The sequence below is a fragment of the Micromonospora sp. NPDC049139 genome, from assembly GCF_055586845.1.
This window is the reverse complement of the sequence record NZ_JBVJHK010000015.1, coordinates 145,360-159,162: the sequence shown is the minus strand read 5'-3', so window position 1 is coordinate 159,162 and position 13,803 is coordinate 145,360. Positions and strand designations below refer to the sequence as shown.

At 72.3% G+C, this 13,803-nt stretch carries 10 protein-coding genes and 1 pseudogene; 4 read left to right on the top strand and 7 right to left on the bottom strand.

Going from position 1 to position 13,803, the window contains the following annotated elements:
- Nucleotides 1–7: 7 nt before the first annotated feature.
- From narI to ACZ6Q9_RS23660, 6 genes and pseudogenes are all read right to left on the bottom strand, one after another.
- Nucleotides 8–757, bottom strand: coding sequence for a respiratory nitrate reductase subunit gamma (gene narI, locus ACZ6Q9_RS23685; protein WP_393456876.1), 750 nt, complete (start codon nt 755–757; stop codon nt 8–10).
- Nucleotides 754–1,449, bottom strand: a complete 696-nt coding sequence (gene narJ, locus ACZ6Q9_RS23680) for a nitrate reductase molybdenum cofactor assembly chaperone (protein ID WP_393263514.1) — start codon at nt 1,447–1,449, stop codon at nt 754–756. The genes narI and narJ overlap by 4 nt, the downstream gene beginning before the upstream one ends.
- A complete protein-coding gene (narH, locus tag ACZ6Q9_RS23675; protein ID WP_393456873.1) occupies nt 1,446–3,077 on the bottom strand; it encodes a nitrate reductase subunit beta in 1,632 nt (543 codons plus the stop codon). The genes narJ and narH overlap by 4 nt, the downstream gene beginning before the upstream one ends.
- Complete coding sequence (locus tag ACZ6Q9_RS23670) at nt 3,077–6,778, bottom strand: nitrate reductase subunit alpha (RefSeq protein WP_396829584.1); 3,702 nt, start codon at nt 6,776–6,778, stop codon at nt 3,077–3,079. The genes narH and ACZ6Q9_RS23670 overlap by 1 nt, the downstream gene beginning before the upstream one ends.
- A gap of 551 nt (nt 6,779–7,329) precedes the next feature.
- Nucleotides 7,330–8,025, bottom strand: a pseudogene (locus ACZ6Q9_RS23665) (helix-turn-helix transcriptional regulator); the annotation flags it as partial.
- Nucleotides 8,026–8,176: 151 nt separating this feature from the next.
- On the bottom strand, nt 8,177–9,331 hold the full coding sequence (locus ACZ6Q9_RS23660; RefSeq protein WP_396829583.1) for a TIGR04053 family radical SAM/SPASM domain-containing protein: 1,155 nt from the start codon (nt 9,329–9,331) through the stop codon (nt 8,177–8,179).
- Between the two features lie 512 nt (nt 9,332–9,843).
- Here ACZ6Q9_RS23660 and ACZ6Q9_RS23655 point away from each other — a divergent pair.
- Genes ACZ6Q9_RS23655 through ACZ6Q9_RS23640 form a run of 4 tightly spaced genes read left to right on the top strand, consistent with a single transcriptional unit; the run spans nt 9,844 to nt 11,805 of the window.
- Nucleotides 9,844–10,089 (top strand): MoaD/ThiS family protein, encoded by a 246-nt coding sequence (locus ACZ6Q9_RS23655; RefSeq protein ID WP_396829582.1) that lies wholly within the window; start codon nt 9,844–9,846, stop codon nt 10,087–10,089.
- A gap of 17 nt (nt 10,090–10,106) precedes the next feature.
- Nucleotides 10,107–10,346 (top strand): DUF6457 domain-containing protein, encoded by a 240-nt coding sequence (locus tag ACZ6Q9_RS23650; RefSeq protein ID WP_396829581.1) that lies wholly within the window; start codon nt 10,107–10,109, stop codon nt 10,344–10,346.
- Nucleotides 10,343–10,564: a hypothetical protein gene (locus tag ACZ6Q9_RS23645; protein ID WP_393263506.1), complete on the top strand. Its 222-nt coding sequence runs from the start codon at nt 10,343–10,345 to the stop codon at nt 10,562–10,564. The genes ACZ6Q9_RS23650 and ACZ6Q9_RS23645 overlap by 4 nt, the downstream gene beginning before the upstream one ends.
- Nucleotides 10,561–11,805, top strand: coding sequence for an MFS transporter (locus ACZ6Q9_RS23640; RefSeq protein ID WP_393263504.1), 1,245 nt, complete (start codon nt 10,561–10,563; stop codon nt 11,803–11,805). The genes ACZ6Q9_RS23645 and ACZ6Q9_RS23640 overlap by 4 nt, the downstream gene beginning before the upstream one ends.
- A gap of 629 nt (nt 11,806–12,434) precedes the next feature.
- On the opposite strand, the gene ACZ6Q9_RS23635 is transcribed toward ACZ6Q9_RS23640, so the two are convergent.
- Nucleotides 12,435–13,802: a multicopper oxidase domain-containing protein gene (locus ACZ6Q9_RS23635; protein ID WP_396829580.1), complete on the bottom strand. Its 1,368-nt coding sequence runs from the start codon at nt 13,800–13,802 to the stop codon at nt 12,435–12,437.
- Between the last annotated feature and the right edge of the window lies 1 nt (nt 13,803).

The following is a 13,803-nucleotide window of genomic DNA, read 5'->3' as shown; positions in this document are numbered from 1 at the left end:
CTGTCCCTCACCGAACCGGTGACCCGGGCCGGCGGGCGGTGGCCTCGCGCACCGCGGCCGGCGAGGCGGGGGCGGCCGGGACGGGGCCGCGGCGCCCGCGGTAGACGACGTACGGGCGCCACAGGTAGGCCAGCGGCGCAGACCAGACGTGCACGAGCCGGGTGAACGGCCACAGCGCCAGGAACAGGAAGCCGCCGATGGCGTGCAGCTGGTAGACCAGCGGCGCGCCGACCATGAGGTCGCTGCGCGGCGCGAACCAGAAGACGCTGCGGAACCAGACAGCGATCGTCTCCCGGTAGTCGTACCCGCTCCCGAGCAGGTTGGTGGCGACCGTGGCGGTCATGCCGAGCGCGACCATGGCCGCCAGCGCGGCATAGAGCACCTTGTCCATGACGGTGGTCTTACGCCGGACCCGCCCGTTGACGAAGCGACGGGCCATGAGCAGGGCCAGTCCGGCAACGAGCATGAGGCCGGTGATGGTGCCGCCCCAGACGGCGGTCAGGTGGTAGGCGTGCTCGGGGATGCCGAGGGCCTCGGTGACGGAGGCCGGCACCAGCAGCCCCATGGCGTGCCCGCCGATGACGCCGAACGCGCCGAGGTGGAACAGCGGCGATCCCAGGCGCAGGATCCGGTTCTCCAGCAGCTGGCTGGTGTGGGTGGTCCACCCGAACTGGTCGTGTCGCCACCGCCACACGTGGCCGGCGACGAACACCGACAGGCACAGGTAGGGCAGGACGATCCAGATGACGGTGTTCATCGCGGCGCCTCCGACGGGCGGCAGGTGGGGTAGGGGGCGAGGCCGACGCCGGTGAGCTCGTCGGGGCCGAGGGCGTCCAGGCCGACGGACTCGACGGGCGGGCCGTCGAGGGCGAGCGCCGCGATGGCGTCCCGGTCGGCGTCGGTCAGCGCGGGCAGGGCGCTGGTGATCGCGTCGAGGAGGAGGTGGTAAGGCGTGCGGAGCTCGGCCAGCGCGGCGCGTAGCAGTTCGATACCGCGCCGGTGCTGGCGCAGCGGGGCTTCCCCCGCACCCGGGCCGACGGTCGCGGCGAACTCGAGCACGACCGGCAGCAGGTCGGGCAGCTCGCCGCCGGTCAGCCGCAGCCCGTGGGCGCGGTAGCGCTGCTGGAGGATGAGCAGCGCCATTCCCCGCTTGCGGGTGTCGCCGTGCAGGTAGTACGTCAGGTACAGGCCGGAGCGGCGGCGCAGGTCGAAGGTCTGAACGTAGTGCCGCTGCACGTCGATGGGCGCGGTGCCCAGCAGCCAGGTGAGGAACTCCTCGACCTGGCCGCGCAGCCGCGGGTGCTCGATCCGCTCGGCCGCGCCGCGCAGCTCGTCCCCGGCGGCGAGCAGCTCGGCGTCGGGGTAGTTGAGCAGCACGGAGGTGAGCTGGAACAGCCGGGTCCGATCGGCTGCGGCCACCCGGACGGTGTCGATGGCGGAGGCGGTCATGACTGGCCCCGCAGCGGGTTGATGGACAGCCCGGCCCGCCCGTCGCGGCGACGGGACACGAGCCCGCGCCGGCCGACGTGCACGTCGTCCTTGCCGTCGACGAGGTGGAAGCGCTCCACGGCCGCTGCGGCCGTCGCCTCGCCCCCCATACCGGGTCCGCCCTCGCAGTCGAGTGAGCAGCCGGTCTGCGCGGCCTGCGCCTCGAGGGCGGCGGCGTCGGCGCGGTAGGCGGTCGGGATGACGTACCGCTCGTCGTACTTGGCGATCGCCAGCAGCCGGTACATCGACTCGACCTGGCCGGCGGTCATCCCGATGCGGTCCAACAGATCCTCGGCGACGGTGCCGTCGAGGGTGCGGGCGCGCATGTACGAGCGCATGGCGGCCAGCTTCATCAGCACGCCGGCGGTGGCGTCGGCGTCGCCGGCGGTGAACAGCTCCGCCAGGTACTCCACCGGGATACGTAGGTCCCGGATGGTGTGGAACACCTCGTCGGCGTCCGTGTCGTCCCGGCCGGCCGCGCCGGCCGCGTCGAGCACCGGCGACAGCGGGGGCACGTACCAGACCATCGGCAGCGTGCGGTACTCGGGGTGCAGCGGCAGCGCGATGCGGTACTCACTGATCAGCCGCCACACCGGCGACAGCTTCGCCGCCTCGATCCACTCGTCGGGCATGCCAGCGTCGCGGGCCGCCTGTTGCACCGCCGGGTCGTGCGGATCCAGGAAGACGTCGCGCTGGGCATCGAGCAGGTCGCGCTCGTCCGGTACCGATGCGGCGGCGAGCACGCCGTCCTCGTCGTAGAAGACGATGCCGAGGTAGCGCAGCCGCCCCACGCACGTCTCGGAGCAGATGGTGGGCTGCCCGGCCTCGATGCGCGGAAAGCACAGCGTGCACTTCTCGGCCTTGCCGGTGGCGTGGTTGACGTACACCTTCTTGTACGGGCACGCCGACACGCACATCCGCCAGCCCCGGCACTTGTCCTGGTCGACCAGCACGATGCCGTCCTCTTCCCGCTTGTACATCGCGCCGGAAGGGCAGGCCGACACGCACGCCGGGTTGAGGCAGTGCTCGCAGATCCGCGGCAGGTGGAACATGAAGGTCTTCTCGAACTCGAACCTGACCTTCGCCGCGGCGTCGGCGGGCATACGCGCGATGTTCGGGTCGGCGTCGGCGCGCTCGTGGGCGCCGCCGAGACTGTCCTCCCAGTTCGCGCCCCACTGCACCGACATGGGCTCGCCGGTCAGGGCGGAGTACGGCCGCTTGACCGGCGTGTCGGTGAGGCCGGCGGGCGCGCTGACGAGGATGTCCTTGTCGAAGGTCGCCGGCTCGTAGTAGTCGTCGAGCGACGGCAGGTCCGGGTTGGCGAAGATCCGCGTCAGCCGCTTGACCCGCCCGCCGGAGCGCAGGGTCAGCCGCCCCTTGCCGTCGAGCTTCCACCCGCCGTGCCAGCGGTCCTGGTCCTCGTAGTGCTTGGGGTATCCGATGCCCGGCTTGGTCTCGACGTTGTTGAACCACACGTACTCGGTGCCCTCACGGTTGGTCCAGGTCTGCTTGCACGTCACCGAGCAGGTGTGGCAGCCGATGCACTTGTCGAGGTTCATCACCATGGCGACCTGCGCACGAATCCGCATCAGTACTCCACCTCCTGGTTGCGACGGCGGATCACGGTGATCTCGTCGCGCTGGCTGCCGATCGGGCCGTAGTAGTTGAAGGCGTAGGTGAGCTGGGCGTGCCCCCCGGCGAGGTGGGTGGGCTTGATCAGCAGCCGGGTCATCGAGTTGTGGTAGCCGCCGCGGCGGCCCTTCTTCTCGGCCTTCGGCACGTTCACGGTGCGCTCCGGCGAGTGGTACTGGAACACCGTGCCCTCGGGCATGCGGTGGCTGACCACCGCCCGGGCGACGACGATGCCGTTGCGGTTGTGCGCCTCCACCCACTCGTTGTCCCTGACGCCGATCTTCGCGGCGTCCTCGACGCTCATCCAGATCACCGGCCCGCCCCGCGACAGCGCGAGCATCAGCTCGTTGTCGTGGTACATGGAGTGGATCGACCACTTGGCGTGCGGGGTCAGGAACCGCACCGTCACGCCGCCGTCCACCAGCTCGCCGGGCCTGCCGAAGTGGCGCGCCATGTTCAGCGGCGGGCGGAAGGCCGGTAGCTGCTCACCGAGCTCGGCGATCCAGTCGTGCTCGACGAAGAAGTGCTGCCGGCCGGTGAGGGTGTGCCACGGCTTCGACCGTTCGACGTTGAGGGTGAACGGCGAGTACCGGCGGCCGCCCTTCTCCGACCCCGACCACTCCGGGCTGGTGAAGACCGGCTGCGGCGCGTCCTGGGTGTCCGGGTACGAGATCCGGTCCTGCTCGTGGCCGGCGACCAGGTCGACGAAGGGCTGCCCGGTACGCTCCTCCAGGGCGGCGAAGCCGGCCGCGGCGACCCGGCCGTTGGTGGTGCCGGACAACGCGAGGATCGCCTCGCACATCCGGTCGGCGGTGGCCAACGACGGGCGCCCGGCGAAGGGGCCGTCCGGGACCACGCCGTTCTGGTGCCGCAGGTATTCGATCTCCGCGGTGACGTCGACCGTGATCGCCTTGGTGGTGGTGCCGAGGGTGTCCAGCAGCGGTCCCACGGCGCGCATCTTGGCGCCGATCAGCGAGTAGTCGCGTTCGATCTCGACCAGCTTCGGCATCGTGACACCGGGTACGGGCTCGCAGTCGCCCGCCTTCCAGTCGCGTACCCGGCCGCCGGGGGTGGCCAGCTCGTCCGGGGTGTCGTGCTGCAAGGGCACCGCGAGGACGTCCCGGCGCACACCCAGGTGAACGCTGGCGAGTTCGCTGAACCGGTCGGCGAGGGCGAGGAAGGTGTCGTAGTCGGTGTGCGCGTCCGCCGGCGGCTCGACGGCCGGGCTGAACGCGTGCACGAACGGGTGCATGTCGGTGGTCGAGATGTCGTGCTTCTCGTACCAGGTGGCGGCCGGCAGGACCATGTCGGCGTGCAGGCCGGTGTTGGTCATCCGGAAGTCGATCGCCGTGAGCAGGTCCAGCTTCCCGGTCGGCGCCTCGTCGCGCCAGAGCACGTCGCGGGGCCGCTGGCCGGGGGCGCACTCCTCCGCGCTCGCGAGGGAGTCCACGCCGAGCAGGTGCCGCATGAAGTACTCGTTGCCCTTGCCTGAGGAGCCCAGCAGGTTGGCCCGCCACAGGGTCAGGCACCGGGGGAAGTTCGTCGGGTCGTCGGGGTCCTCGGCCACCGCCTTGAGCCGGCCGGCCCTCAGTTCGTCCACCACGTACTGCTGCACGGTGCGGCCCGTGGCGGCCGCCTCGTCGGTGAGGTCCAGCGGGTTGCGGTTGAAGGCCGGGTGGCCGGGGCTCCAGCCCATCCGCTGGGCGGCCGCGACCGTGTCCGCGAACGACATCCCGGCGAACCGGCCGGTACCCAGCGGTGACGACAGCTCGTCGGCGGGCACCCGCTCGTAGCGCCACTGGTCGGTGTGCAGGTACCAGAACGGGGTGGCGGCCTGGTGGCGCATCGGGCGCTGCCAGTCGAAGGCGAACGACATGTGCTGCTGGCCGGTCAGCGGCCTGGCCTTCTCCTGGCCGACGTAGTGCGCCCAGCCACCCCCGTTGACGCCCTGGCAGCCGGTCAGCGTGACCAGCGAGATGAAGGCCCGGTACGTCATGTCGGAGTGGAACCACTGGTTCGCGCCGGCGCCGATGACGATCATCGATCGGCCCCGGCTGCGCTCGGCGTTGCGGGCGAACTCGCGGGCGATCCGGGCGGCGAGCGCAGCCGGCACGCCGGTGATCTGCTCCTGCCAGGCCGGGGTGTTCGGGGAGTCCACGTCGTCGTACCCGGTCGGCCAGTCACCCGGCAGGTCGCCGCGGCGCACCCCGTACTCGGCCATCAGCAGGTCGAACACGGTGGTGACGAGGTGGTCGCCCACCCGGGTCACCGGCACGCCGCGGCGCATCGTGGTGCCGCCTTCGGTGTCGCCGACGTCGAAGCGGGCCAGGTCGACCTCCACGGCGTCGTCGGTACGGCCGAGCAGGCCGAGGGCGGGCACGACATCGCCGAGGTCCAGGTTCCACCGGCCGGCGTCGTGGGCGCCGTAGCGGAAGCCGAGCGAGCCGTTCGGCACAACCGGTTCGCCCGTACGCTCGTCGATCAGCACCGTCTTGTGCTCGCCACCGTCGTCGCCGAGGTCGGCCGCGGTGAGGAACCGGTCGGGCGTCCACCCGCCGCCCGCGCGCTGCCGGAGCGTGACCAGGAACGGCAGGTCGGTGTACCTGCGCACGTAGTCGGTGAAGTACGGCACCTGCCGGTCGCGGAAGAACTCGGCGAGGACGACGTGGCCCATCGCCATGGCGAGGGCGCCGTCGGTGCCGGGGTGCGGGGCGAGCCAGTCGTCGGCGAACTTGACGTTGTCGGCGTAGTCCGGGCTGACCGCGACCACCTTGGTTCCCTTGTAGCGGGCCTCGGCCAGGAAGTGCGCGTCCGGGGTGCGGGTCACCGGGATGTTGGAGCCCCACATCATCAGGTACGTGGCGTTCCACCAGTCGCCCGCCTCCGGCACGTCGGTCTGGTCACCCCAGATCTGGGGCGAGGCGACCGGCAGGTCGGCGTACCAGTCGTAGAAGCTGAGCAGCGTGCCGCCGAGCAGCGCGTGGTAGCGGGTGCCGGCGGCGAACGACGCCATCGACATCGCCGGAATCGGCGAGAAACCCACGACCCGGTCCGGCCCGTACGTCTTGGTGGTGTAGACGTGCGCGGCGGCCATCATGGTGATCGCCTCGTCCCAGGTGGCACGGACGAAGCCGCCGCGCCCGCGCTGGCTCTTGTAGGCCCGTGCCTTCAGCGGGTTCTCCACGATCTCGGCCCAGGCTGACACGGGGTCGCCGAGGCGCTGGTACGCCTCGCGGAACATCTCGGCAAGGACCCCGCGCACATACGGGTGGCGTACCCGCGACGGGGAGTACTCGTACCAGGAGAAGGAGGCGCCCCGGGGGCAGCCGCGCGGCTCGTAGTCCGGCGAGTCCGCACCCGTCGTCGGGTAGTCGGTGGCCTGGTGCTCCCAGGTGATCAGTCCGTCCTTGACGAAGACGTTCCAGGAGCACGAGCCGGTGCAGTTGACGCCGTGGGTGGAGCGGACGACGCGGTCGTAGCGCCAGCGGTCGCGGTAGAACGACTCCCAGCCGTTCTCCTCGACCTGGTGCAGGGTCCGACCATGGTCGCCGGTCGTCGTCCCGGTCAGGAAGCGGCGAGCGGCCAGCAACGGCGCCACGCCGGGAACCTGGTCCGTCGCGGGAGGCTGGGCGGCGTCCGGCGAGCGGTGTGGTGACACGGTGGTCACTCCTTCGGCGTCGAGTGAGGCGACGGCCCGTGGCGCGTCGGTGCCGCGCTGCCGCGCCGCACCAGCCCAGCCTCCAGTGCGAATACCTTCGGATCGGGAGGCAGCGGTCCTGAGCCGGAAGGACCAAAGTCCTGATGTCGCGGGAACGGCGGTGGCAACGCCCGGTAGCTGCCCTTTTGCGCGATCCCACGCCGTACGAGCACGTCATGGGAGCAGTCTGGGGCTCATCGGCCAGCGATCCGGTGCCGGATCGCGAACCCTGCGGAGCGGGGTCACGTCGGCACGCAGGTCGTCCAGCACGTCCACGGAGACAGTCATGAGGTGGCAGGGTGACGGCGGCCGAACTGCCGCGAGGCCGTGGTCACGGCACGGGCTGGCGGTGACTCGGGAAGAGCCCGCTCACGAGCGGGCGAGCGGGGCAGGCTCCGCCTCGCCCTACCGGCCGGTCAGCAGGGCGCAGCCGCCGGCGGCGAGGGCCGGGGTCCGCCAGCACGGCTGGGTGGAGCTGGCGCTCGTCGGGTCGCCGACCGGCGCCGGCCGGCGGTGTCGGCCGTGGGCACGACCAGGCGCACCACGCAGGCGTCCGGCGCGCCGAACGGCTCGAGGGCGGCGCTGGCGGACGGGGCCCCGGCCTGCTCCAGGGCACCCTGCACCACGCCGACGTGGAGGTTGCAGATCGCGTCCGGGTTGCGGTTGACCAGCTCCAGGAAGGGGCAGGTGTGCAGGTGGATCTCCGTCCGTCCGTCGCCGGTGTGGTGCAGGCGGGGGCTGAAGCCGAGGCCGCGCAGCACGGCGAGGAGAACGTCGGTCGGGTCGTCACCGGGCGGGGTGACGGCGGCCAGTTGCCGGCCCCAGTCCTGCCCGGCCCGGGCGGCTTCGGCCCGCACGTCGCCCCGGTTACGCCGAGACAGATGGTCGAGCAGAGCGACGGCCAGGGCCCGGTACGGCGCGGGCGCAGGAGCCTCGGCTGCGACGGTCCGGTAGCGCCAGGCCGGCCTGCCCGGCTGACCGCCGCTGGCCCGGGCCTTGACCAGCAGGCCCGCGTCGACCAGCCGGTCGAGGTGGGCGCGGGCGGTCGACGGGTGCAGCCCGGTCCGCTCTCCCACCTCCGCGATGGTCATGCCGCCCCCGGACGCCTTGATGATCTCCAGGATCGAGGCCCGGCTCGCGGTGCCCAGCGCCCGGTGCCGGCCCGTGTCGATCACTTCCCCGATCGGCCCTGTCCGCGTGGTTTCCACGCTGGATAACGTTACAACGTCGCCAGCCGTAAAAACCCGGGAGTCACGTTCTGCCGCTCACATTCCCGACAACGACCGGGACCCTGGTCCCGGCGGGACGGGTCTGACGAGGCCGATACAGATGGATCCGCGGGGGAGGGACGACAACGGGTCACTTCTCCGCTGGCCAGGGAAACGAGCCGGGCCGGTAGCCGCAGGACGGGTCCGGTGCCCACAGGTCCCCGGTGACCGCGTACGCCCGGGCCCGAGATCCCCCGCACACCGCGCGGAACTCGCAGGCGCCGCAGCGTCCCCGCAGCCGCCCCGGATCCCGCAGGCCGGTGAACAGCTCGGAGTCGCGGTAGATGTCTACCAGCGACAGCCGCCGAACGTTGCCCGCGGGCAGCGGCAGGAACCCGCTCGGGTGGACGTCCCCGCGGTGCGAGACGAAGACGAAGCCATTGCCCGCGCTGACCCGTAGTGGCGCCCGTCGCACCCGATCGGCGCGACCGGTCAGGCCGTGCTCGTCCAGGCGCGCGCGCAGCTCCCGGTACAGCGGCCCCAACCCGAACGCCGTCACCGGGTCCTCCCCGCGGCGCGCCAGCGCGTCGCGTTGCAGGCAGACCCGGCGGAAGTGGTGCGCCTCGGTGGTCTTCACCGGCACGGTTTCCCCGAGGTCGTAGAGCACGTGCAGCACGTCCTCGGTCTCCGCCGCGTCCAGGCTCGCCAGCGCCCGTCCGCGACCGGTCGGCACGAGGAAGAAGACGCTCCACAGCGAGACGCCCCGATCGTGCACCTGGGCCGCGATCGCCGGCAGGTCGCGCACCGTGTCCCGGGTGACCGTCGTGTTGATCTGGACCTTGAGTCCCAGGTCCCGCGCCTCCTGCCAGGCCCGGCCGGTGAGCTCCCAGACTCCCGGCACGCCCCGGAACCCGTCGTGTCCGGCGGCGGTGGCCGCGTCCAGGCTCAGCGAGATGGCCCGGGCGCCGGCGTTCCGGATGCCGGCCAGGGCGTCCCGGGTGAGCGTCGGGGTGCCCGACGGCGACACCGACACCGGCAGGCCCAGCTCCTCCCCACGGCGGACCAGCGTCTCCAGGTCCGGCCGCTGGAACGGGTCCCCACCGGTGATCACGAACAGCGGCGCGGGGCGGCCGAAGGCCGCGACCTGGGCCATGAGCGTCGTCGCCTCGTCGGTGTCGAGCTCGGCCGGGTCGCGCAGCGGCCGGGCCGACGCGCGGCAGTGCCGGCAGGCCAGCGGGCAGGCCTGGGTGGCCTCCCAGATGACGATGAACGGGCGCTCCCGTACGTCATGTCGTGGTGTCCGCACCGACGCTCCCGCCCGGTGCGGCCCGCCGCCTGATGCCGATGTGGTAACCCCTGTCACGGCGTGCACGGTGCCCGGCGGAAACGGCGCACACCAGGGACCGGAGACCCCGCCGATGGGCCGCTCGACCCGGGAATTCCACGGACGCCTCGGCCGTGACGGCACGGCCGAGGACGCTCGTCCTCAGCCGCCGAACCGCCCCATTCCCACCTGCGGCCGCCGCGTAGCCCGGTCGTCTCGACCACGGGCGTAACTGCCCGGTGATCTCGGGACCTTCGGCCCCGGTCCGGCGAGATATCGGGTCGGCAGGATTGCCGGGACGTCCCTCCGGTTCGTGTGCCGTGACCGGTCCGACCGTGGACGCCACAGCGACCGATCGGAGGCATGAGGCGTATGTCGCGAGCGACCGAGGAGGCGGAGCGGGCACTGCTGGCCGTGGGTGGCCGCACGCCCACCCGGACCGGCTGGGACGGACCATCTCGGCCACGGCACCGGGGCCGGGCCCGGACGGGCCGATGACCACCGTACGGGTCCGGTACTTCGGCGGCACCCGGGCCGCCGCCGGAGTGCCCGAGGAGGACCAGCAGGCCGGCACGCTGGCCGAACTGCTCGACCGGATCGGCGACCGGCACGGACCGGAGCTACGGAACGCCCTGCGGGCGTGCAGCTTCCTGGTCGACGGCACCCAGTGGCGCGACGAACACCAGCTCCTACCTCCGGCCGCCACGGTCGACGTGCTGCCGCCGTTCGCCGGCGGCTGAACCACGAAGGAGACATCATGGCCGACCCACGGCTGGACGACTGGCTCCCCGGCGCCGCGGCGGCGCTCGACCTGCCGACGCCGTCGAGCGACGACACCCGCGCACTGCTCGACCTGGTGCGGACGGTGGCACACGGTGTCTGCCGTCCGGCAGGCCCGCTCGCGGCGTATCTCGTCGGGGTGGCCGTCGGGCGGCGTGCCGACCTCGACGTGGCACGTGTCGCCCTGACCGCCCTCGTATCTGAGGAGGCCACGTGACCATCGTTGCGGGGCATCCGCACACCTCCCGGCCGACCGACTGGGCGGCGGCGCGCCCGCTGGCGCACGCGCTCCCGACACCGGGCGCCGCGGAGTTGGGACTTCCGACCCTGACTCGTCCCGTTCGGCTGCAACAGGCTCAGAACCAGGAAGCGGATCATGCTGATCCGCTTTGGCTTGGGGCACACCTCGACAATCTCGACGGAGAAAAGCGATGACCATGACCGGAGAAAGACACCCGGCGGCGGGCAACCGGACGCAGCCGGCCAGAACCAGCGGCGCGCCCCTTCAACTCGCCGTCGCCACCCTCGGATTTCTGGTCAACTTCTGGGCGTGGGCGCTGCTCGGGCCGCTGGGCCCGGGAATCAAGGAGCGGCTCGGCCTGAGCTTCGCCGCCCAGTCGCTGCTCGTCGCCGTGCCGGTGGTCGTCGGTTCGCTCGGCCGCATCCCGGTCGGGGCACTCACCGACCGGTACGGCGCGCGCCTGGTGTTTCCCCTGGTTACCGTGGCGACGATCGTCCCGGTGCTGACGCTCACCGTGGTCAACTCCTACGCGGCGCTGATCCTGACCGGCTTCTTCCTCGGCATCGGCGGCACCGCGTTCGCCGTCGGCGTCCCGCACGTCTCCGGCTGGTACCCGCCGGCGCGGCGGGGCTTCGCCATCGGCGTGTTCGGCGTGGGCATGGGTGGCACGGCGATCGCGAACTTCACCACCGTCCGGCTGGCCGACGCCTACGGCGAACGGGCTCCGTTCCTGCTCGTCGCCGCGATCCTCGCCGGGTACGCGGTGCTGGCGTTCCTGCTGCTGCGGGACGCCCCCGGCCGCACCCGGCCCACCGGTTCCCCCTGGCGGCGACTGGCCGACGTCGGGCGGCTCACCGTGACCTGGCAACTGTGCTTCCTGTACGCGGTCGGCTTCGGCGGCTTCGTCGCCTTCAGCGTCTACCTACCCGCCTACCTGGGCACCACGTACGAACTGAGCGCCGCCGACGGGGCGCTGCGCACCGCCGGCTTCGTGGTGCTGGCCGTGGCCGCCCGCCCCGTCGGCGGCTGGCTGTCCGACCGTCTGCACCCCGTGCCGGTGCTGGTGTGGTGCTTCGCCCTGGTGGCCGCCCTGGCCGTCGTCCAGGCCTTCGAACCGCCGCTGATGCCGGTTGCCACGGTGGCCCTCCTCGGCATGGCGATCCTGCTCGGTGCCGCCAGCGGAGCCGTCTTCGCGCTGGTCGGCAAGGTCGCCCCGGCCGAGCAGGTCGGCGCGGTCACCGGGCTGGTCGGCGCGGCGGGCGGCCTCGGTGGCTTCGTGCCGCCCCTCGTCATGGGCTGGGTGTACGGCGCACAGGGCTCGTACTCGATCGGGTTGATGCTGCTGTCGGACGTGGCGCTGGCCGCAGCGGTGTTCACCGCGGTACGGATGGGCGGCTTCGCCCGCAGGCCCGGTCGGCAACCGGTGGCGGCGTGAGGTCCCGCGGTCGAGCGGCTGCCTGACGGGCGCGGCGGGCTCCCCCCGCCGCGCCCGTCAGTCCTATACCTGGCCGCTGCCGTCCGGTGGGGGTGTCGGTGGTGAGCACCGGCGCAGGCAACCCCAGCTCGGCAGCGGTGGCGGTGGCGTTCGGGCCAGAACCGACCGGGCCTGGTCGAGATCCCGTCGCCACGGCCACCACCTGACGCACACGGTCCAGCCCCCTCCGCCACCCAGGGGGCTGGGGTTCGGGTACCTCTTACCCGCGTTCTACGCATCAACCGAAGTCGGACAGCCGGCCACCGGCGATGACTGGTCGCTGGCGAAGTGGACGCTCCTGTTTCGTCAAGCCTGTTGAGCTACCGCGTTGGCATGCCGCCGTGCTCGTCAGCTGCCATTGATTCGAGGTTCGACGCGAAGATGGCCAGCGGGGCGGGGGCGCCGGAAATCTGGAGTATGCCGTCGGCGTGGTCGATCGAGATCAGGACCATGCTGTTGGCTGCGGTTGAGATCCGGACGCAGGAGAGGGCGGTGCCGCCGAAGGGGTCGGTGGCGTCGTGCTCCGCCGCATGGGTTCCACCACCGGCCGAAATGAGTACGGCCAGGGCGTGGTAGTCGTCGGCGGTCTGTCAGGAGGGCGTCACCTCGAAGACGCCCCGGGCACCGCGTTCCGCGTCGACCATGGCGTGGCTGACGAACGGGTAGTGCCCGGGCTCGGGGAAGACCATCTCGACGAAGCCGCCGGCGGCCGGAGTCAACGAAAGCACCTGAGCCCCGCCGGGGTCGGCCGGCCGGCTCTCCCAGCGCCCCTCTCGATAGACGGTGTCGAACTGGGCGCCGACGACGTGGAAGGAGCTGTCCCGGTTGGGGCCGGCGTCGAGCAGCCAGACGCGGACGCGCTCGCCGGCCCGCGCGGGTAGCGGCCGGTGGGCGTACTGGGCGACGTAGCCGTTGAAGACGACGGCATCGGGCCGCTCCGCCTGCATCTTCGCCAGGTCGCCGGGCTCGCCGTCGCCGCCGAGGTACAGCTCGGACTGGACGAGGACGTATTCCCGGTCGACCTTGGGCAGGTCGGGCGGGTCGATGATCACCGCGCCGTACATGCCGTTGCCGATGTGGTGCAGCATCGGCATGGTCGAGCAGTGGTACATCCAGATGCCGGCCCGGGTGGCGGTGAACCGGTAGGTCAACCGCTGCCCGGGGTCGATCGGGCGCATCACCTCGTCCGGGGCGACCGCACCGGCGTGGAAGTCGATCCCGTGGTCGACCGTGCCGTCATTGATCAGGGTGATCTCGAAGGTGTCGCCGACCTTGCCGCGCAGCACCGGCCCGGGGACCGTGCCGTCGAACGTCCAGAGCTTCTGCCGTACGCCGGGGGCGACCTCGCGCTCCACCTCGCGCACCCGCAGTTCCCGCTTGTGCAGGCGACCGGGCGGCGTGGCCGGCGCGGCGGCGTCCCGGGCGGTGAAGGTCGCCGCGGGGGCGGCCATGGCGTCGACGCGCGGCACCTCCGCGCCGGGCGTGGTGTGCCCGCTCTCGTGGCCGGTGCCGGCCGGCGCGTCGGTGGTCGTGATCGTCAGCGTCATGCCGGCCTGGCGGTGCCCGGGCAGGGAGCACCAACCCGCCACCGGTCCGCCGATCACGCCGGCGTCCAGCCGCGCGGTCGCCCCACGGCCGATGGCGGCGGTCCGTTGGCCGGTGGCCAGGACGAGGTCGTGGCGGCGGTCGTCACGGTTGGTCACCTCGATGACCAGGCGGTCGCCGCGTGGAACGGTGATCCGGTCCGGCTGGAACCGCATCCCCTGCGCGACCACGGAGACGGTGGTGGTGCGCCCGGAGGCCGGCACGGATCCGTTCGCGGCCGTGCCGGCACCGGACGGTGCGGTGGAGAGCCGCTGGCCGGCGACGCCGACCAGGACGGCGATCAGGACGAGGGTGAGGCCTACGGCGACGCCACCGAGGGGGCGGGTCGGCGTGGTGGGGTCGGGCCCGGACACG